At 34.6% G+C, this 22,079-nt stretch carries 17 protein-coding genes; 15 read left to right on the forward strand and 2 right to left on the reverse strand.

The genetic code is table 11. The annotated features are described in order from the left end of the window. The first annotated feature begins 278 nt into the window (after window positions 1-278). From MWU65_RS15240 to MWU65_RS15290, 11 genes are all read left to right on the forward strand, one after another. Complete coding sequence (locus MWU65_RS15240; protein WP_247079338.1) at window positions 279-872, forward strand: hypothetical protein; 594 nt, start codon at window positions 279-281, stop codon at window positions 870-872. Between the two features lie 159 nt (window positions 873-1,031). Continuing rightward, the gene (locus MWU65_RS15245) at window positions 1,032-1,811 is read left to right on the forward strand and encodes a hypothetical protein (RefSeq protein ID WP_247079340.1); all 780 of its coding nucleotides are present in this window, start codon (window positions 1,032-1,034) and stop codon (window positions 1,809-1,811) included. A gap of 206 nt (window positions 1,812-2,017) precedes the next feature. Beyond that, complete coding sequence (locus tag MWU65_RS15250; RefSeq protein ID WP_247079342.1) at window positions 2,018-2,470, forward strand: DUF1569 domain-containing protein; 453 nt, start codon at window positions 2,018-2,020, stop codon at window positions 2,468-2,470. A 9-nt stretch (window positions 2,471-2,479) separates the two neighbouring features. Next, on the forward strand, window positions 2,480-3,124 hold the full coding sequence (locus tag MWU65_RS15255; RefSeq protein ID WP_247079345.1) for a DNA alkylation repair protein: 645 nt from the start codon (window positions 2,480-2,482) through the stop codon (window positions 3,122-3,124). A 285-nt stretch (window positions 3,125-3,409) separates the two neighbouring features. Further along, on the forward strand, window positions 3,410-3,871 hold the full coding sequence (locus tag MWU65_RS15260) for a mobile mystery protein A (protein ID WP_247079347.1): 462 nt from the start codon (window positions 3,410-3,412) through the stop codon (window positions 3,869-3,871). Then, the gene (locus MWU65_RS15265; RefSeq protein ID WP_247079349.1) at window positions 3,862-4,458 is read left to right on the forward strand and encodes a mobile mystery protein B; all 597 of its coding nucleotides are present in this window, start codon (window positions 3,862-3,864) and stop codon (window positions 4,456-4,458) included. The genes MWU65_RS15260 and MWU65_RS15265 overlap by 10 nt, the downstream gene beginning before the upstream one ends. 410 nt (window positions 4,459-4,868) lie before the next feature. Beyond that, on the forward strand, window positions 4,869-5,069 hold the full coding sequence (locus MWU65_RS15270; RefSeq protein ID WP_247079351.1) for a hypothetical protein: 201 nt from the start codon (window positions 4,869-4,871) through the stop codon (window positions 5,067-5,069). Window positions 5,070-5,627: 558 nt separating this feature from the next. After that, window positions 5,628-6,362, forward strand: coding sequence for an NAD(P)H-dependent oxidoreductase (locus MWU65_RS15275; protein ID WP_247079353.1), 735 nt, complete (start codon window positions 5,628-5,630; stop codon window positions 6,360-6,362). Between the two features lie 267 nt (window positions 6,363-6,629). Further along, window positions 6,630-7,124, forward strand: a complete 495-nt coding sequence (locus MWU65_RS15280; RefSeq protein WP_247079354.1) for a MepB family protein — start codon at window positions 6,630-6,632, stop codon at window positions 7,122-7,124. A gap of 270 nt (window positions 7,125-7,394) precedes the next feature. Continuing rightward, entirely contained in the window at window positions 7,395-8,402 is a 1,008-nt protein-coding gene (locus tag MWU65_RS15285; RefSeq protein ID WP_247079356.1) for an NAD(P)-dependent alcohol dehydrogenase, read from the forward strand. Further along, window positions 8,399-9,916, forward strand: coding sequence for a glycosyltransferase family 39 protein (locus MWU65_RS15290; RefSeq protein ID WP_247079358.1), 1,518 nt, complete (start codon window positions 8,399-8,401; stop codon window positions 9,914-9,916). The genes MWU65_RS15285 and MWU65_RS15290 overlap by 4 nt, the downstream gene beginning before the upstream one ends. A gap of 528 nt (window positions 9,917-10,444) precedes the next feature. Here the strand turns inward: MWU65_RS15290 and MWU65_RS15295 are convergent. Then, a complete protein-coding gene (locus MWU65_RS15295; protein WP_247079360.1) occupies window positions 10,445-11,332 on the reverse strand; it encodes a type IX secretion system membrane protein PorP/SprF in 888 nt (295 codons plus the stop codon). 34 nt (window positions 11,333-11,366) lie between these two features. Continuing rightward, a complete protein-coding gene (locus tag MWU65_RS17715) occupies window positions 11,367-15,152 on the reverse strand; it encodes a thrombospondin type 3 repeat-containing protein (protein WP_281501070.1) in 3,786 nt (1,261 codons plus the stop codon). A 533-nt stretch (window positions 15,153-15,685) separates the two neighbouring features. Here MWU65_RS17715 and MWU65_RS15330 point away from each other — a divergent pair. The 4 genes from MWU65_RS15330 to MWU65_RS15345 all read left to right on the forward strand — a co-directional run bounded on the left by MWU65_RS15330 (window position 15,686) and on the right by MWU65_RS15345 (window position 22,028). Then, window positions 15,686-19,600, forward strand: coding sequence for a hybrid sensor histidine kinase/response regulator transcription factor (locus tag MWU65_RS15330; protein ID WP_247079362.1), 3,915 nt, complete (start codon window positions 15,686-15,688; stop codon window positions 19,598-19,600). A 439-nt stretch (window positions 19,601-20,039) separates the two neighbouring features. Then, window positions 20,040-20,279 carry a hypothetical protein gene (locus MWU65_RS15335; RefSeq protein ID WP_247079364.1) on the forward strand — a complete coding sequence of 80 codons (240 nt, stop codon included), beginning with the start codon at window positions 20,040-20,042 and terminating at the stop codon, window positions 20,277-20,279. Between the two features lie 50 nt (window positions 20,280-20,329). Further along, window positions 20,330-21,121: a DUF4412 domain-containing protein gene (locus tag MWU65_RS15340; RefSeq protein ID WP_247079366.1), complete on the forward strand. Its 792-nt coding sequence runs from the start codon at window positions 20,330-20,332 to the stop codon at window positions 21,119-21,121. A 31-nt stretch (window positions 21,122-21,152) separates the two neighbouring features. After that, window positions 21,153-22,028 (forward strand): hypothetical protein, encoded by an 876-nt coding sequence (locus tag MWU65_RS15345; protein ID WP_247079368.1) that lies wholly within the window; start codon window positions 21,153-21,155, stop codon window positions 22,026-22,028. Window positions 22,029-22,079: the final 51 nt, after the last annotated feature.

The raw sequence follows: 22,079 nt of genomic DNA on the forward strand, positions 1-22,079 counted from the left end.
TCCCGCTTCCTTCAGTCCAGCCCTCGCGGACAACGACCTTGCGGCTTACTAATGGTTCTAGGCGTTACCCCAGCCCATAAGGGACTTGCACCCTCCAGATTAATACCATATCTTAGATATGATAAAGATGCCCATGCTGGGCACACACAATGGCTATAAGTAATTGCTTGTTCTCTCCTACTTTGGAAATTCCTGCGGAATTCCCAACTTGGTGTGTACTTGCGAAGTTTCGTGCTAACCCACGCAACTACTCATAGCCGAGACCGTTACCTGTAATTATGAAAAAAATATCGATGCAATTATTATTTCTGACTCTAATATTAGTTTCAATATCTTGTAAAAATGAACTGGAAAAAATGCTAGAGTTAGAAGCAGATTACAAGGTGATTGAATTGGAATATGGATTTGATAACTACAGGAAAAATATCATGGATAAATCCGAACAAATTATAATTAAGCAGAGAAATATTGTTATAATTGACGTTGACCAAAATGGTAAAACGATAATTGAAGACAATTTCGTTCCAGACAGTTTAATAATATCTGAATTCAAAAAATATATAACTCCAAACCCAACAGACGAGGAAATGCCAATGACGATTGAAGAGAACTTTCAATACTCAGGAAAAGTCAATAAACATAAAAATATAATCATACTTGCGAGATATAATAAAGAATTGAACTATGAAAAATATCGCGAAATCAGGAATAGATTTTATTTAGCTTATAACGAGATTCAAAATGAATTCTCGCTCTCAAAATTCAATAAAAGTTTAACGGAATTACTAAAGTCGAACGAGGAAGAGGACATTTTAAAATGGAGAGAGATAAGACAAATATTTCCAATACGATATACGGAAACGGTGGACTGAAAATAACTACAGTCAACAATACCTATAATTCAGTCTTGCCTTTTTCTAAAAAGAAAATTTAGTACTTTTAATCTGGCTCGATTCCGATTCAGAAAAATCCTAACGGATTTCCCAGACCGAAATCAAAGCCGAGACGTTACCCATAAGTTATCCAAACCATTGAAAATAGCGCTTCACATTTTAATCATTATCTTTTTAACAGCTCTTACTCAAGTTGGTGGATTGCTATACCTGATTTCAATTCTCCTCGTAAGAAAAAGGTTAAAACGCATTGGAATTTTCGCTTCTTTATACTTATTCGCGACATTTCTGATTATTCCAAACCTCGCTCCTATTTTCGGACGTGAAAAAATAAAAGAAACAGAATTTGTTAAAGCTCATTCATTCTTTTACAAGCTTGCCAATCGGAATTATGTTCGACCAGAATTAAATAAGGCAATCGGAAAAATAGCCAGTGCATTTGAAAATCAAAACGTCGGAATTAAAATGATTTATCTTGACGCTAATTTTCCTTTTTTAGACAAGTTTCCACTTCTTCCACATCTGAGCCATAACGATGGGAAAAAAATTGATGTATCACTTATTTACGAAAACCAAAAAGGGCTACTCACAAACGAAAAACCATCAATTAGTGGATACGGAGTTTATGAAAGTCCGACACAGAAGGAATATGACCAAATTTCAGTCTGTAAGAATAAAGGAAATTGGCAATACGACTTTCCTAAGTATATGACTTTAGGTAAAATCAATAAGGATATTGCATTCTCAAAAAACGGAACTCGGAAATTGGCAAATCTGATTGTTAAACAAAATGAAATTGGAAAAATGTTTATTGAACCTCATTTAAAAAATCGACTGAATTTAACCAGTAGCAAAGTAAGGTTTCATGGATGTCAAGCAGTTAGACACGATGATCATATTCATTTTCAACTAAAATAATAAAACCTATGGGTAACAATACCTATAATTCAGTCTTACTGTTTCAAAAGAGAAAATTTAGTACTTTTAATCTGGCTTGATTCCGATCCTGAAAAATCCTAACGGATTTCCCAGACCGAAATCAGAACCGCACCGTTGGCAGCAAGCTGAAAAAAGGACATTGCTTACCAAAGAACAATTTTTGAAACAATCAACAGGACCAAAAAATGAAAACAATTTTCGACAAAAATATAAGAGTGAAACTATCCGAAAGAATTGGACAAATCAATCAAAACGATAAAGCTCAATGGGGAAAAATGAATACCTTTCAAATGCTTAATCATAATACTTTTTGGAACAGTTGGATTCTTGGGAAAGATGACCATACTTACAAACAAGAATTTATTGGAAAAATCTTTGGAAAAATGGCATTAAGAAAAATGATAAAAAACGAAAAACCTTTTGACAAAAACATTCCAACTTCTGCCCAATTCAAAGTTAAAGAATTAAAAGGAGATTTGGAATCTGAAAAAACGAAATGGATTTCTCTGATTAAAGAATATGAGAATTATAGCAACCCGAATTTTGTTCACGACTTCTTTGGCAAAATGACAAAAGAGCAAATAGGTGTGTTAGTTTATAAACATACTGACCATCATTTAAGACAGTTTGGAGTGTAATTGCTGACTATGAAAGCTAAAGAATTTATTGAAACTTTAAAAATAATCGGTCAAGATTATTCGGGAGAAATTCCGAAAAGAGAAATATTTTCTTTAGCTAAAGAATATCAACAAATGCCAGTATTTGAGGTTGTAAAATTGCTAAAAGATAAAAGTGACAATCATCGACTTGGAGCAGTATCAATTTTAGATTGGAAAGCACGAAATAAGAAATCTTCTAAAGAAGAACGAGAAAGCATATACAGAGCGTACATTGATAATCATAATTGGATTGATAATTGGGGTTTAGTAGATAGAAGTGCACCCTATGTAGTTGGAGGTTATTTGCACAACAAGGATAAAAAACCATTGTATGATTTAGCAAAATCAAAAAGTCCAATGGAACGAAGAACTGCAATTGTGAGTACTTACTATTTTATAAGAAAAAATGAAATAGAAGACACATTTAAGATTGCAGGAATTCTTGTAAATGACAAAGATGAATATGTCCAAAAGGCTGTTGGCAGTTGGATTAGAGAAGCAGGAAAGAAAAATAAAGAAAGATTAAAAAAATTCCTTGACAAACACGCAACTAAAATGCCAAGAGTTACACTTCGGTATGCAATTGAAAAATTGGACAAGCAAACGAGAGAATATTACTTGAATTTAAAATAGGAAAGCCAGCAGTTAACAATTTATATAAAAGAATAGGCGAAACAGTAGTAAAATCAAAGGTTTTGGCTCGTATCAAACTTTGTATTTAACCGAAAGTATAGTGCTTCTAAATCGTCTACGTTCCACATACAAACACGTTGGCTTTAATTTCACTTCACCCTCAAAAGTAAACCTAATTGTTTACTTTTGAGAATTTTTGTAAACCTAATAGTTTACTTTTTTATATATTTGTAAACCTAATGGGTTACATTTATAATAAGTTTTAAACTTAAACCATTTTAAAAAGTGAGAAATAAGCAAAAATTAATGATTGAACAATTGGACCAAAAACTAAAGCCATTTCTTAAAACAAAAATGGTCCTGGTCCCAGAAAGAGGGTGGATAAAAACTATTCGTAATACTCTAAATATGACAATGGCCCAACTCGGCACCAAACTGAATATAACTCGTCAAGGAGTTAGAAAGATTGAAGAAAGTGAAGGAAATGGGACCATAACACTAAACGCCTTAAAGGAAGTTGCCACAGCTATAGAATTAAAATTGGTCTATGCACTGGTCCCAAAAGATGGGACCATCGACGATTTAATACAAATAAAAGCAGAAAAACTGGCCCAAAAAATAGTATTGAGGACCAATCAAAATATGAAGTTAGAGGACCAAGGAATTGGAGATGAAAAGATATCTAAAACTATTAAGGAGCTTGCTAACGAAATAAAACGAGAGATGAGAAAATCATTATGGGATTAAAATTCGATTATAAACATGGCCAAACACCTTTGGATGAAGAAGAAAAAGAAGGTCTCAAAATAAAGTCAATAACAACACAAGGAGAGCTAGATGAATTTGAACAGTTAAATATTGAAAAAGCGGTAGAATGGACAATTAGAGCTAATTTAAAACTTGAAAAAATATTGACCGAAAAGTTCATAAAAGATTTACACAAAAAACTGTACGGTGATGTCTGGAAATGGGCAGGTGAATTTAGAAAAACTGATAAAAACATTGGAATAAGCTGGAAACAAATTGGGATTGAAGTTAAGAATTTACTGGACGACACTAAATTTTGGATTGAAAACAAAACTTTTCAACCTGAAGAAATAGCTATTAGATTCAAACATAGAATAGTATCTATTCATTGTTTCCCAAATGGAAATGGAAGGCATTCAAGAATGATGGCGGACATAATTATGGAATCAATATTTGGGAAAGAAATATTCTCGTGGCAGCAATCAAATATGGTTAAAGCTAACGAAACAAGAAAGGAATATATTAAAGCTTTAAGAAAAGCTGATAATGGAAACGTTGCACCATTAATTAAATTTGCAAAAAACTAAAGCCAACAAAAGTGTATAATTCATAGCTAGTACTTGCCTACTTACGAACCCCGAAGCGTCGGGACTTGCGGGTTTTCTATACGGTTTTTATTTACTAAATTAGGTACTGAAACACGCAACTAATCTTTTGCAAAACCGTTGGCAGAAAATTTTTAAAAACGTGCAAAAAAGACAGATCACTTGAAGATACAATAGAATTCATTCAAGGAAATATGAAATTTAGTAAAAAGTAAAAGTTTAAAACCAACAGGGCGGTACATTAACCAGTTGAAAAACAAAAAAACTACCTAAAGTTATTGTCCTTGCGGTAGTCCGTATTACTATAAATGGGAAGAAATTAGTTTATAGATTTTTGGTTACAATGATTACAGTAGTTGTAATTTGTTAATGTCAAAACCCAAAATTCTAATATGGCTAAGAACTCATGTAAAAGTGAATTAGATACGGCTAAATCACGTTGTGAAAGAGACCTAAATCTAAATGGAACCTTCGCAATTATTGGATGTTTTTCAGGTCCTTGGACATGTGCATTGGGTACTGTACTTGTTGCAATCACACATCAAAATTGTGTGAATGATGCTCAGGAAGATTATGAAAATTGCCTTAATTAACATACAGATATGAAAAATAAATTTAAAATATATGCGATAGTAGTTTTATTATTTTTTTTTTACCAAAATTGCTAAAAATAAAAGGATTTACAGAAAGTATATGGTATGAAATTATTTGCTTTATCGCAATTATTTCAATAGCATTTTTTGAATCAAAAAGACTTTTAAAATTTGACGAAATAAATAATACAAATAAATTTAAGCAAAGAATATTTTTAGTAGTATCAGCTTTAATCGTGTTTATAGGTGTTAAAATTTATTTAGTAAACTAAAACAAGTGGGGTTTCAGAAAAGTATAATACTCCTTATTTAGAATCAAGTTTACAGAATTTAAAATGAATAGAAAACTAACTATTGAAATTGAGTTAGATTACAGCGCATATTAAGTTGAATTCCTTGGAGGAATTAGGATACTAGTTGCAAATGTGCTTGCTATAAATGAATCTACCTATTGTATAAAACATACGCACAAATTTCATATATTAATTTGAGAAAAGCACTTAGAAAAGTAACCTAGTAACTCAAGACCATAGCTAAAAGGAAATAAAATTTGACATTATGAAAAAAATAGATTTTAGTAAATTAAAGGTAGTTTACGTAAACTGTACTTTAAAGAAATCACCAAAAAATAGCCATACTCAATCTTTAATGGACGTTTCCAAAGCGATAATGACTAAAGAAAACGTAGCGATTGATGAAATCCGATTCATTGACCACAAAGTTGCGAGTGGTGTTTATCCTGATATGACAGAATACGGTTGGGATACGGATGAATGGCCATCATTATCTAAGAGAATTTTGGGTGCAGATATTCTTATTATAGGCACACCCATTTGGCTGGGCGAAAAATCATCTGAAGCTCAAAAATTAATTGAACGGCTTTATGCGATGAGTAGTCAAACTAATGAAAAAGGCCAATATGTTTATTATGGTAAAGTTGGGGGTTGCATAGTTACTGGTAATGAAGATGGAATAAAACATTGTGCTATGGGAATATTATATGCGCTACAACATGTAGGTTATTCCGTACCACCACAAGCAGATTGTGGGTGGATTGGAAAAGTTGGTCCAGGTCCTAGTTATGGAGATAAAGAATGGAAAGGAGAAAAATTAGACAAACCTGTTGGTTTTGATAGTGATTTCACAAATAGAAATACCACATTTATGACCTATAATCTGCTTCATTTAGCATTGATGCTCAAAGATAACAATGGCTATCCAAATTATGGAAACTCCCGAAAAGAATGGGATAATGGAGAACGTTGGGAGTTTGAAAATCCAGAATATCGTTAGAAAATAATCTATTGGAACAAACGCGAAAATACAAAAGCCAACTAAAGCTGTCTTAAAAACTGAGTAACTTTAAGCCAGAAGCGACCTTTCGTGGCGCATCAATTGAAAACGGTTCACCATCATCGTAGACAAAGTAATTTGATAAAGCGCTAAATGTCTTTTTTGCTAAATTACGTACCTTACCACACAACTATTCTTGTATGAGAACGCTGAGAATACTGCTACATTAAATGATTCCCTATTAAAACTCAAGATTAAATACAGCAAATGAACAATAATTTGAACCAAATAAATACAGAAGTTTACAAAAAATGTGATCTGAAGATTTCGGACTTCCAAGTTGAACCCGAAAGTAAAGCATATAATGCCTGTAGATTTAAATTAAATGGACTACAAATTATATGTCGTAATGCTAAAATCACTCCTAAAAAAATTGGCCAATTCGTAACATGCTGGAAACGGAATGGCAACGGATCAATTGAACCGTTTGAGGAAAATGACCCAGTTAACTTTTATGTTGTGATAGTACGGACGGAAAAAGAGTTCGGCCAATTTGTTTTTCCAAAATCTGTACTAATTAATAAAGGGATAATCTCAACGCACAAAAAAGAAGGAAAAAGAGCTTTTCGAGTTTATCCTAAATGGAATATTACCAAAAATAAACAAGCGGAACAAGCTCAAAAATGGCAGCTAGACTATTTCTATGAAATTAATACTTCAACGGACTATAATAAGGCCATTGCATTATTTAAAAATGTATAACTACGCTTAAAACACTGTTTTCAAAAAAGCAATATGTAATCCTGACTTTGGGCTTAAACAAAGGTCATTGCGCTTTTGATACTGATCGAGAGAGAACGTACCCAATCATCAGCTAAAAGTAATTTGATCAAACGCTAATTGGCTTTTTTCTTTTACGTATCTTAGATACACAACTCTAAAAAAAATTAAACCCAGAAATATCGATAGAACCCCATTTAGCCCTGCATTATGACTAATTCATATTAAAATATAAACTTAAAATAATATATTATGAAAGTAAATGGATATGCTGCCACTGAGCAAAAAGCAAGACTAACTCCTTACTCATATGACTTAGGAGCAATAGGTTCTGAACAAGTTGATATTAAAGTTTTTTATTGTGGAATATGTCATTCTGATTTGAGTATGATTAATAATGATTGGGGAATGACCCAATATCCAATTGTTCCTGGTCATGAAATAATTGGGGAGGTAATAGCAATAGGGAATGCTGTTAAAAATGTTAGGGTTGGAGACAAAGTGGGATTGGGCTGGATGTCGGCATCATGTATGAGCTGTGAACAATGTATGGATGGTGAACACCATCTTTGCTCAAAGGGGGAGGCTACTATTGTAGGTAGAAATGGAGGATTTGCAGACAAGGTTCGTGGACATTGGTCATGGGCTATTCCGCTACCGGAAGGTATTGATATGAGTAAAGCAGGACCTTTATTATGTGGAGGGATTACCGTTTTTAATCCTATAATACTGGCTGGAGTAAAACCCACGGATAAGGTTGGTGTTATTGGAATTGGAGGCTTAGGACATATGGCCCTTAAGTTTTTAAAACACTGGGGATGCGAAGTAATTGCTTTTAGCTCCAATCCAAATAAAAAGAAGGCCATTTTAAATATGGGTGCAAGTCAGGTGATTGATTCTACATCGCCCGAAGAATTAGAAAGTATCACCGGAAAACTGAATTTTATATTGAATACTACAAATGTATCATTAGATTGGAATTCTTATTTGACCGCATTGGCACCCAAAGGAAGATTTCATACGGTAGGAGCTGTTTTGGAGCCGATGGCAATTCCTGCATTCAGTTTAATTATGGGAGAAAAATCGGTAGGAGGAAGTCCAATTGGTAGTCCTGCATTAACCAAAACTATGCTTGAATTTTGTGTTAGACACAAGATTTATCCAGATGTTGAAGAATTTCCAATGGAAAAAGTAAATGAAGCAATTGAACACCTTGAAAATGGCAAAGCTAGGTTTAGAGTAGTATTGAAAAATAAATGAATAGACAAACGAAACTTGTAATATGGTTTTTTTGCTTCCTCAAATTAGCGCTTCATTTAATCGCTGACAGCAACTCAGGTTTTCAAGGAGACGAACTGCTTCATATAGAAGCTGGAAATAATCTTGCGTTTGGATTTATGGAGTTTCCTCCTATAATTGGATTGTTAGCCTTTATCCAAAACTTGTTCCAATCAGAATCTGTTTTTATACATCACATTTTTTCTCATATTGCCGCACTTCTAATTCTCATTTTTGTTTCCAAAATCACAATCGAATTAGGAGGAAAAACCAAAGCTGTTTTTTTGGTTTTATTGTGTATCATCATTGCCCCGGCCTTTGGCCGTTCACAACAGCTGTTTCAACCCGTAGTTTTTAGTCAATTGTTTTGGGTCCTGAACTTCTTTTTACTGACTAAATATGTTAAAAATCTTGACCGAAACTATTTATGGCTGTTGACCTTTGGCGCTGCCCTGGCTTTTTTGACGAAATACGATGCTGTGTTTTTTATTTTCGGAGTTTCATCTTTACTTTTTTTTACATCGACCAGGGTAGCCTTAATAAAACACAAATTTTGGTGGCATATTATCGTTTTTATCCTTTTGATAAGTCCAAATATAATATGGCAAATAGTTCATGATTTTCCAGTGCTGAAAATGTTTCATCGTCTTTATGAAACTCAGCTAGTTGAGCAAACCCCATTAGCCGTTTTACAAGGCCTTTTAATGGCTTTAAACCCTTTAAGCTTGCTCATTACTATTGCCGCAATTATTTCTATGGCCCATCATTCAATGAAAGCCTATAGGCCCCTAATAATTTCAATGCTACTATCCTGTATTTTTTTAGCATTCAGCCAAGGAAAAGGGTACTACTTTTACCCTATTGCTCTAACGGTTTTACCTTTTGGTGGTGTTTTTTGGGAACACTTTATACTACCAAAAAGGAAATGGTTGATTTATCCAATCGGGTTTATTTTATTCATCGGAGTTTTATTGATACCATTTGGAATGCCTGTATTTGCATTGGAAAACTATTTAAAACACGACTATCCTTATGAAAATAGAGAACCCGTAAAGGGTGGCCTTTTCAATGTAAAATATGATGAAAGGTATACAAAAGAAAAATGGACAGCTACGCTCAAGGAATTGCAAAATGTGTACGACAGCCTTCCCAATTCAGAAAAAAACAATACTATAATTTGGGGAAAACATTACGCACAAGCTGGCGCAATTAATCTGTTTCAAAAGCACTATGATTTACCAAAGGCATTTTCTTTACACGGAAGTTTCTACAATTGGGTTCCAGAAGGAGAAATGCCTGAAACAACATTATGTTTGGGTTACAATATAGGTGGCTTTTTTAACGAATATTTTGAAGAAGTTACTAAAGTAAAAACAATCTACAACCCTTATGCGGAGAATGAAGAAGAAGTACATCAGCACATTTTTATTTGCAAAAAACCAAAGCAGTCATTTGGCAGGTTAAAAACCTTGTTTAAAGACCGCGTATTTGAATAGAAAAACATACCCGAACAATTCCTAAAGTTCATCGTTTGCTGATTACCAAAATGGTAATAACGCTACAAAAACTATCCTTAGTTTCGGCTACAGAAGCTATAGGACGTTAGACAAATCACAGCAACACACCTTTAGCTAACCCTATGAAAAGCAATAAGAAATACTCATAACAAAGAGAAAAAACAAGACGAATTATTAGAGTAGTGTTATTAATTGGAACACTCATCTCCTTGTTTTTTGTTCCATGGATGGTAGTTAAAGCGTGGATATTGCCCTTGGCCGAGACAATTCAAGAGCAAGCAAATTTAAATTAGCTAATTAATAAATGCTACTAAAAAGTGGAACCTTTTGTACTTCCTGAACCAAACAAAATGCATTTGAAAACATTTGAGTTTGTACTAATAGACATTCCTTTTTCAACAAAACCGAAACCTTATTTTTCCAATCTAATAAGAAACAAAAAAGGGGTGTTGTATACACCCCTTTAATAATTCATTCTATTTTATAATTTCAATTGTCTGTCTTCGTTTAAAATAAAAACTTCAATAAGACTTCATTGGTATTCTTGGCACTAGCCAATTCGTTTCGGGTACTTACCTCATAAGCATACCCCAAGAGCAATCTTTTTTTGATGCTAAAATTAATCAAGCCAGCAAAGGCTCCATCTGTTCTATACGAAGCACCACAAGCTACATTATCATCAAAAGAAAGCATAGTGTTAATGTCTATAGATACCGGAGCTCCTCCTACATAACGCCCCATAACCGATGGCTTTAGCATAAGGTTGGTGCCAGGGTTTAATAAAAATGCATAGCCTGCCGTAGCATAAAGATGTGGTTTGGCCATAACTGCAGTGGCTATACCATTGTCGTTATCTGCACGTTCGGTAGACAACAATCTGGGTGCCGCCAAGGAAGCATACCATTTCTCACTTTTTAACAAAGCCCCAACACCTACATTAGGATTAAATTGAGAGATGGACGAGATACTTGGGTCTGCATTTACATTATAAGTTTCTAATCCAGCCGTATTTACACTATACGAATTGCCACCAGCCTTTATTCCTAAATAAAGATCTGTTGCTGAAGTTAGTTGTAACTTATAGGAAAAATCGATTCCTGTAAAGGTCTGACTCTCCACAAAGGTATTGCTGTTGTAAATGGATATTCCCATTCCCAAATTTTTGCCCAAGGTTGTTCCAAAAGACACCGCCTCTGCACTTGGAGCATCTTGAATACCCGTCCATTGCTGTCTAAAACTCGCAACAACCGTTGTTTCGCCGTCAACTCCAACATAAGCAGGGTTGTAGCTGTTCATATGGTACATGTAATTGGTGATTACCCCTTCTTGTTGGGCAAACAAACTTCCGCTCACGACTAAAAGTGTGCCTAAAATAATTTTATTTAAAATCTGCATAGTATTGTTTTCTTAATTGTATTTAATTGATTGGTTAACGTGAGGTGATATAAAGCCATCCTTCTTGGTCTACCTTGCCATCCCCTTCAAAATCGATCTGAAAATAATAGGATCCAGCATCTGGTAGTTTAGCGCCAAAATCTTTATAACGACCATCCCAAGTATTTTGGTAGTTCCGCGCAGAAAAGACTTCCTTACCCCAAGAATTAAATACCCTAACCAAAGAATTTGGATAATTTTCTATATTATAGATTGTCCAAGTATCATTAATTCCGTCTCCATTAGGCGTAAAAGATTGCGAAACATTTAATTCTACGGTATCACATACATCTCCCAAACCATCATTATCACGGTCTTCCTGCCCAGGGTTGTATATTGCTGGACAGTTGTCTAAAGAATCCTGAACCCCATCATCGTCCGCATCTTTCTGAGAATCTGCACAACCATTGGCATCAACAGCCTCATCTTCGGGAGAATCTGGACATTGGTCATCCGCATCATTAACCCCATCAAAATCAGTATCTTTCTGACTGTCTGAACAACCGTTAGCATCTACCGTTTCTCCTGTTGGAGTATTTATACACATATCAATAGCATCGGAAACACCATCGTTATCTGCATCCTTCTGACTATCTGAACAACCGTTAACATCTACTGTTTCTCCTGTTGGCGTAGCAGCACAAATATCAATAGCGTCTGAAACACCATCCTTATCTGCATCTTTTTGACTATCTGAACAACCGTTTGCATCTACCGTTTCTCCTGTTGGAGTAGCAGCACAGGTATCAATAGCGTCTGAAACACCATCATTATCTGCATCCTTTTGAGAGTCTGAACAACCGTTAACATCTACCGTTTCTCCTGTTGGCGTATCTGCACAGCTATCAATAGCGTCGGAAACACCATCGTTATCCGCATCTTTTTGAGAATCTGAACATCCGTTGGCATCTACCGTTTCTCCTGTTGGCGTAGCAGCACAGGTATCAATAGCGTCTGAAACACCATCGTTATCTGCATCCTTTTGAGAATCTGAACATCCGTTAGCATCTACCGTTTCTCCTGTTGGCGTATCTGCACAGCTATCAATAGCGTCGGAAACACCATCGTTATCTGCATCTTTTTGAGAATCTGAACATCCGTTGGCATCTACTGTTTCTCCTGTTGGAGTAGCAGCACAGGTATCAATAGCATCAGAAACACCATCGTTATCCGCATCTTTTTGAGAATCGGAACATCCGTTGGCATCTACTGTTTCTCCTGTTGGCGTAGCAGCACAAATATCATCAGCGTCTGAAACACCATCGTTATCTGTATCCTTTTGAGAGTCTGAACATCCGTTGGCATCTACTCTTTCTCCTGTTGGAGTATCGGCACAGGTGTCAATAGCGTCTGAAACACCATCGTTATCTGTATCCTTTTGAGAGTCTGAACATCCGTTGGCATCTACTGTTTCTCCTGTTGGAGTATTAGCACAAATATCATCAGCATCAGAAACACCATCATTATCTGCATCCTTCTGACTATCTGAACATCCATTGGAATCTACTGTTTCTCCTGTTGGAGTATCAGCACAGCTATCAATAGCGTCGGAAACACCATCGTTATCTGCATCTTTTTGAGAATCGGAACATCCATTGGCATCTACCGTTTCTCCTTCAGGAGTACCCAAGCAGTTATCTAAACTATCTTTTATTCGATCTCCATCTTCATCAGGGCTAGGCGTACTTCTTTCATAACGAAAACCACCACCCATACCACGATCATCCCATGATAAAATTTTAACATCAATATAGATGTCATCTGTAATAAGATGAACTACAAAATCTCTATTTTCAAAACAAGGTGGACACCAATCTATAAACGACATATCATATGCCCAAGGTAAAAAATTAAGTGCTCCAAAATCTGCAGTGGTACCCTGTGCCCATTCGGTATCTATAGGAGATTGGTAATTAAAATCATCGTAACTTGCTTCTTTGGCAATATTGAACAAGCTGCCATTATTATCTCTTGTAAATATTACATTATCCGTTAAAAAATCCTGATTCTCAGCATCGGTCCAATCAGTATTGGATGTTTTTTCTACAATGAGTTTTGGCCCATCCCAGATAAATGGCAATGTGGGTACATTGTTAATTATTGGACTGGAATCACTTTCATTCCCCGCTAAATCGTAGGCCGTTAAACTGTAATAGTAAGTAGTATTAGCAGTTAAACCTGTATGGTTAAATTCATAATAGCTAATGTGGGAAAGGTCTGTAATCAAAACCAAGGAGTTTTCATCGGTACCTCCGTATAAATGATACCCTACTGTATCTTCTGTATTGGAATCCCATTCTAGATGAATTTTATAAGGACCAGCAGTACTTGTGAATCCAATGGGAGTAAGTGGCTCTGTAACATCGGTACAACCATCTTCTTCCACAATCTCTCCAGCTGGTGTTTCAGGACAAACATCCTCGTAATTGGCAACCCCATCCTCGTCATCATCCAAAAAATTTAAATTGATGGTACCATTATTCTGTGCAATACTTGCTCTATTCACATCTACATCATAAATAGAGTTCTCATCAAATGGGGATATAGTTAGCTCCTCCGTTCCGTAAATAATACCCACAATATCTATTCCTAAAACATAGGTATTGCCACTAATAGATATACTAGCCGGTGATGAAGAGCCCAAGGTAGCATTGCCACCAGAAAGTGCAAATTGAAAGTCATTGGCCTCCAATGCACCAGACCCTAAATCTGAATTAAAAACGGGCCTGCTCATAGTTACCGACACCGTCCCATCATTGGGTGAATGGGTTATAGATGTTATAAAATTTGACAAAGAATTTCCAGAAACTACAATGGGATTCCCTAAATAGTTAGTTCCATTATTTTCAAAAGAATTATTGGAAATTGTTGTTTTATTGTAATTGTTAGTACTCCAACCTGGGTTAATAATGGTTCCCGTATTCCCAGTAAAGGTATTCCCGTCAAAAAGCGTGTTATTGGTTCCTAAGGTACTTGCGCCCCAACCGTTATTTATCGCACTATAAAAAGAAAATAATTGATAGCCTGTATTATTTGTAAACGTAGAGTTTAAAACCTGATACCTATTAAGTCCTCTAAAGTTTCCTATTTGATTGGTATTATCCGTAAAAATACAATCATCTATTTTTACATATCGCTCTGTATAAAATATGATACCAGTATTGGAACTAAAGGTAGATCCCGTTACAGTGATTTTATTAGTATAGTCAGTTTCAATATCGGAGGTTGTACTAGGTGTAGAACCATAATCACTTCTAAACAAAGTTGCTGAATTGTTACTAAATGTAGAATTGGAAATATTTAATGCAGAAGTACCTTCCCTAGACACAAATGGTGTGCTATTGGTTATACCTGTAAATACTATATCACTTGCATTTACAATTGATCTAGATACATGTAAAATACTTCCAGCACTAGAGGAACCACTTGCGCTATTCGTGAAAGTAAACCCAGAGATATCCAGAACGAAGCCAGTATTGACAACAAACATTTTATACTGATTGTCTCCAGAAATAGTAATATCAGTAGCTCCTGGACCTGTTATCACCATATTACTAGACACATTGGGAAGGTTGGAGGTCAAAGTAATTGTACCTGTTAACCCAGCATCAAAAATAATTTCATTGATATTGATATCGGCATTGGCGGTAGTCATTGCCCAACGCAAGGTGCCCGAAGTGCCATCATCCGTAAGCGAAGTTACCGTGGCAGTAGTTTGCGCCCAAGATGCCGAAAAACATAAAAGGGCAATTAAATAAGTTAAAACAGTGTTCTTTTTCATTCTTTATGGTAATTTTAATTGATTGGTTATACGCTTGTAATAAATTTCCTATTCTGGGTAGTGAAGTTGCAATTGCAATTATTTTATTTTCCTACAGCGTCAAAAGTAGTATTATACGTACACCAACTTGTATATTTAAAGTTCAAAGATGTATAAGGGCCAATAAATGTTGTAAACGGAGGAATTGTCGTAGTTTAAGTAACTTCTGCTGCTCCCATTTGCTCAAAATGGATCTATATTATCCCATTATTATAACTTTTGAAGTGTGGGTATTACCCATATTAGAGCTAAGAATACTAAAATATAAAAGCGAACTAAGAAAAAGTAAATTCTGACAGATTTCCATACAGTAACATCAAAACCAGATCCAAAATAGTTAACCATAGCATAAGAATTATCTAGTATATGCTCTTGTAATTTATAGTGCAACTCATTGAATCGGAGAATTTCCTATGTAGCGTACAATCTAAATTTTAGTATATTAGTAAAAGGTAAACACCTTATATTCAACTGTAGTATCTATAAATCAGTTTATGGTTTCATCCTATTGCAAAATAATTTATCACACCCTTCTTTTTTGCTTTATTGTGTTGTCTTCATTTTTAGCAAAAGCACAAGAGTCGGCCAACGAAAAACCTTTTTCATTTAATAGGTTAACCATTAACGATGGACTATCCCAAAATAGTGTTATTAGTATTGCCCAAGATAGTATAGGCCATTTATGGCTTGCAACCCAAGACGGATTAAACAAGTATAACGGTAAAAGCTTTACCTATTACGACAAACAATTTGAAGATATTACGAGACCAACCTTTAGTAAACTAGGTAAAATTTATGTGGATAAAGAAAAACAGTTATGGATAATCAGCAGCTCAGGAAAACTAGAGCGATATCATCTAAAATCGGATACTTTTCTGCCTATAAAAACCTTTAACAATGTTAGCACTATATTTCAGGACAGCAATTTAAATATGTATGTGGGCACCTATGACAATGGATTGTATAGAATTGATGCCACTTCTAAAGATACCCTACAGCTCTTTAGGGCGAAAGACAAGGAGAAAACGGTCTATGACTTTATTGAAACCAATAGCTCCTTAATTGTTGTAACTTCCAGTTCTATTTTTGAATTTGATCACACTCACTCCTACAACCCACTCCGTATTACCAATCGTAATAATGCAAACTTTAGTACCTTAGAAAGAGACAAAAACAACACTATATGGCTTGGTACTTTTGGAAAAGGATTGTATTATAAACCTGAAAATGAATCGTCTTTTGTAAAATACCAACATGACGGCTTACCGGAAGATTTAAGTATTCAAGATCTCTTAATTGACAAAAATAATAGATTATGGATTGCTACCTACGGCAATGGTGCCTATGTGGTAGACCTACAAAACAATACGCTTGCCAATTACAAAGCTGATAAAAACAATCCGTTTGCGCTTCAGTATAATGATTTACTGTGTTTGTATGAAGATGTTACCGGTATCATTTGGTTAGGATCTGATGGCGCCGGCGCTAATTATTTTGATACACATCTTATAAAGTTTAATGTGATTACTAATAATCAAATTCCCAAAAACGTCAACGTGGATGTGGTACGCAGTATTAGTACGGATCATACAAACAATTTATGGATAGGCACTTCTGGAAAAGGGCTAACCCGTATCAATTTTAAAACCAACGACTTTAAAACTTTTACTACTAAAAATTCCTCACTATCTAGTAATAGGATTATTAGCCTTTTACACAACACTAATAAATTATGGATTGGACATCAAGGTTTTGGTTTAAATATCCTTGATAATTCTGGAAATTTTCAAACATTTTCTGAAATTTCTGACCTAACCATTTGGAGAATTATTAAAGAAAACGATCATCAAAGTTGGTTGTGTACAGAGCAAAATGGCGTTATTTTATTTGATTTAGCCAAGGGAGTAATAAAACAATACAACACCAATAATTCATCCCTTCAAACAAATGACATTAAAACCTTGACCAAAGGAGAAAAAGATATTTTATGGCTAGGGACCGAAGATAATGGTTTGTACAAATTAAACACAAAAACAGATGCGGTCACCAAGATAGAAACGATTAATGAGAAAATAAAATCCTTGTATTACAACAACCACATTCTTTGGATTGGCACCAATGGAAAAGGACTTGAAAAATACAATACAACAAACAACAGCATCCAAATTTTTACCAAGGCTCATGGTTTACCCAACAATGTAATATATGGCATATTACCAGGCAATCAAGAAGATTTGTGGCTAAGTACAAACTTTGGCATTAGTAAGTTTAGCCCACAAAATAATCATGTTGAAAATTACAGTAAATATGATGGTTTACAAGCGCCTGAGTTTAATACAGGGGCCTATCACAAGGATAGCCATGGAAACCTTTATTTTGGAGGCCTAGAGGGCCTTAATTGGTTTAATCCAAACCAGCTAACCTTTAACCCTATAGCACCAAAAACGATAATTACAAACTTTGAAGTTTATGCCACAGAGCAACCCCTAATCCCAAACAAAGCTTTTAAGTTTAACGAAAACACGGTTACCTTCACTTTTTCTAGTTTACACTATTCGCAACCTGCACGAAACCAATACAAATATCAATTGGTAAATTACAATTCAAATTGGGTTGATGCCGGCAACACAAACAGAGTTCGTTACACAAATTTACCCCCAAGCGATTATACTTTTAATGTAATTTCTAGTAATTATGATGGGGTTTGGAACAACACCCCTGCTACCTATTCTTTTACCATTAAACAACCATGGTATCTAAGTACAGTAGCCATTATAGCTTATGTTCTTTTATTTTTAACCAGTATTTCATTGATATATACCTATTTAAAATGGCGTTGGCATATGAAAATGCAACTCCAATATGAACTTAAGGAAGTGGAACGATTAAAACAACTCGATGCCTTTAAAACTAATTTTTACACCAATGTTTCCCATGAGTTTAAAACCCCGCTTACACTGATTAAAGGTCCTTTAGAAAACCAACTAAAGAATCCTAAAATTTCTAATGAGGACAGGAATGAATTAGCACTAGCGCAGCGCAATTCTAACCGCCTTTTAAATTTGGTGAATCAATTGCTCGATTTATCATTATTGGAAACTGGGAATTTAAATTTATCGATAAAAAAAGACAATTTAAACGTTTTATTAAAGCAACTCCTTACCGCTTTTAAGTACAAATCTGAAGAAAAAAATATTACTTTTTCTTTTAAAATACAGCAGATGACTGAAGCGTGGTACGACAAAGATGTGATGGAGAAAATAGTAACCAACCTTTTAAGTAATGCTGTAAAATATACCCCTGAGAATGGCAAAATACATTTTGAATCAACCGTAAAACAAGGCCAAATTATAATCACTATCCTAAATAATGGGTGTGTATTAAGCAATGATAAAATTGGCAAACTATTTCAACGTTATTATCGGGATGAAACAACCAAAGAAGGGTCTGGCATTGGCCTCTCCTTAGTAAAAGAACTTACCATTTTAAATCACGGGACTATTGTAGCACATAAAATGAATGATGATGATATACAGTTTATTGTCACTTTACCCATTGAGCGCTCTTACTTTAATGCTTCTGAGATACTAGAAGACAGTTTAATAATGCAAGATGTTGATGAGGTGGTTACCACCGAAAACGAAACAACCAACAATGGACAATTGCCGGTATTACTCATCGTTGAGGATGACAAAGAACTTCGCTATTTTATAAAATCCATTTTTAAAAGTCACTACCAAATTCATGAAGCTATCAATGGGGCACAAGGAATTATCAAAGCCAAAAAAATTATTCCAAACCTCATTATAAGTGACATTATGATGCCAATCACCGATGGTATAGCATTATGCAATTCCCTAAAACACAATGAACTCACAAGCCATATCCCCATCATTTTGTTAACGGCTAAAAGTGGAAATAAAAACGAAATTACGGGTTTAAAAACAGGAGCAGATGCCTATTTAACGAAACCATTTAGTACTGAAAAACTAAAATTACAGGTGCGTAAACTCATTGAAAGTAGGGAACTACTCCGTAAACATTTTAGTAAAGATTTTACCATTAATCCCCATTTTGAAACTTCTACAACAGAGGTTCAATTTTTAAATCGGCTAAAAACAGTTATGGATGGTAATATCATAAATTCAACTTTTACGAGTGAAGAATTTGCTACAGAAATGCATATGAGTAGAACGCAATTGCACCGAAAACTAAAAGCCATAGTTGGTATGTCTTCTTCTGAATTTATTCGTACGCAACGCTTATTATTGGCAACACAATGGTTAGAAAAATCAGATGCCTCCATTTCCGAAATTGCCTATGCTGTAGGTTTTAATACGCCCTCGTATTTTATAAAGTGTTTTAAAGAAACCTATAAGTGTACTCCAGCAGAATACTTACTACAATAGAAAGTTAATATACCTATTTCAGCGCCTTAATTTCCATGCAACATATCTTGCATACTTTGAAACATGCCTTGCATCCTTCTTGTTCACTTTCCTATAATTTCACACTACAGTTAAACGCAATAGTCTATTTATAACCTCATTTTAAGATGACAAACACGCCAAAGCCAAAGGTTGAAAATATTTACATCAACATTGACCATCTAAAAAAAGGGAGGTACAAATTCAAAATACTATTGAATAATAAAATCGTAAAAACAATTACACTGATAAAATGAAAATCTCATTTTCAAAAGAGACCCATAAACAGCCTACGAAGTGTAAACAACAAAGGACTTTTGAAGGTGAAGGGATAAGGGATAAGGGATAAGGGAAATAATTTTCCCAAATCAATAAATGTCATAATTACCTATAATTAATGATTACTAAAAATGAAAATACTATGAAAAAGGAACTAGAACAAACGAGAAAGAACCTAGAGAATCCGGTAAAAACGGATGGAACAGTTCTGGAAATTATGGCCCAAACCGCTATAATAGGACTCTTTATTGCATTTATTACTACCAAAGAAAATAAGAATGAATTTGTCAAGGTTCACAGTAAGGAATTATTGGAATTGGTACTTACCGGTATGGCCGTATTGGGGTTAAGTATGATATTATTATCCCTATTCTCATTTTAGTCACCCAAGAAGAGCACGTTTAAATTAAGAACAATTAATTTTTAAATAAAATGAAAACAAAAATTATACTACTGTTACTTATTGGTTCATTTATAAGCGGGAATGCTGAAGCACAAATTTTTAAAGAATTAGTAAAGGCCGTTGGTAAAAAGGATAAAAAAGAACCAGATACTTCAAAGGCCAAAAATAAAGGCATGGACGAAAAAGTCATGAACATTTTTGGTGGTGGTATGGAAGGCCTACCAGAAACCTATTCGTTTAGCTACATCATAAACATGCAAATAACATCAAATAAGGATGAAACAACATTGCACTATTATGTAGCGCCCAATGCCACTTATTTTGGCAATGCCATACCACAAGACCATGTAAATAGTGTAGTAGTATACGATATGGAAAATGAAGCTATGGTTACTTTCATGGACGATGGCAAACAAAAAATGGCGATGACTATGCGTCTGCCCTTTTCTGACAAAAAAATGCAGGTTATGCTAAAAAAAGAAGCAGATGATACTATGAAGAATGGCAATATTATACCGCTTCCGGATAAAACAATATTGGGATTTAACTGTAAAGGATATCAAATTGCCGATAAGGATGGTGTAAGTAAAATTTGGTTTACTAATGAAGCTCCGGTAAGCTTTGTAGGGATGTTTGCTAGTGCAGATAAAATGCCTAAAAACCTAGATGGTGCTATGATCCCATTTGGACCAAAATCAATGATGTTGGAAATGGAATACACCTCAAACAAAAAGAAAAAAGATAATATGCGCATGCTTTGTACCGGAATTGAAGAGAAGAATTTTGCTATAGAACGCAAAGATTATAAAACAGGTTTATAAGTATTATAAAACAATTTTAAAATTTAACATCATGAGAAAAATAGCTTTCAGAACAATTGCATTCCTACTTTTTTCTTCCACTTTATTGGCGCAAGATTTTGGGGATATATTGAATGCAGCAAAAGATGCTTTTGGAGAATCTAAAGTCGCTGCAAAAGAGCAAGCAGACACAGATGCAAATTGGGATACTACTATGAAAGAAATAGAAAAAAAAATTGAAGATCCAGAGTTTAAAAAATTGGCGTCTGATTTTTCCGAAGCCCTAGCTAAATTTTCAGAGGAGTCACAGACAGGCAAGTGTTTACAAATAATGGGGGCTTATGTTGAAATGTTAGCATACTGTGATATGAAGGCCGAAACTGAACCAAACCCATGTAAACGTAAGGATTGGTTGGGTATAGAATCCTTGGTTCTTTTTGCGGGTACTTCTATTAATTACTGCCCTCAAGAATTTTATGGGATGTCTAATGATGGAAGTGTAGATTACGATAGTATGATGGAATATGAAAAAAAGATTGGGAACTACTTTTTTGGGAACTACTTTCTTGAGAACTATAAAAAATTCAATAATCAAAAGGAAGAAATCATGCCTGAAATATACAATGAGTTTGCTAGAAAACATAACGGAAAAATGTGGAAAGACTTAACAGAAGAAGCACAAATTTCAGTCAAAAACTATGTGGAAGCTCTTGTAGATGATGAATTGGAAGATTTTGTAGCGAAAGACCCTCATTTACAGCTGTTCAACAAATTTTTAAAAGCTAATCATCAATTAGGATTAATAAGTACGAGTTCTGAACAACTTATTGTTGATTTTGTAGGCAATATGTTCAACCCTGAGTTTCTCATTAAAAAAACCTTAGAAATAGCTAATAAGAACTCTGCTATTAAATGCAGAACGAACTAGTTGTAATTAGTTTTATTCATTTAAAACCATCAAAAAGGCATAAATAAGCAC

The sequence above is a fragment of the Cellulophaga sp. F20128 genome (assembly GCF_023015805.1).
Taxonomy (GTDB): domain Bacteria; phylum Bacteroidota; class Bacteroidia; order Flavobacteriales; family Flavobacteriaceae; genus Cellulophaga.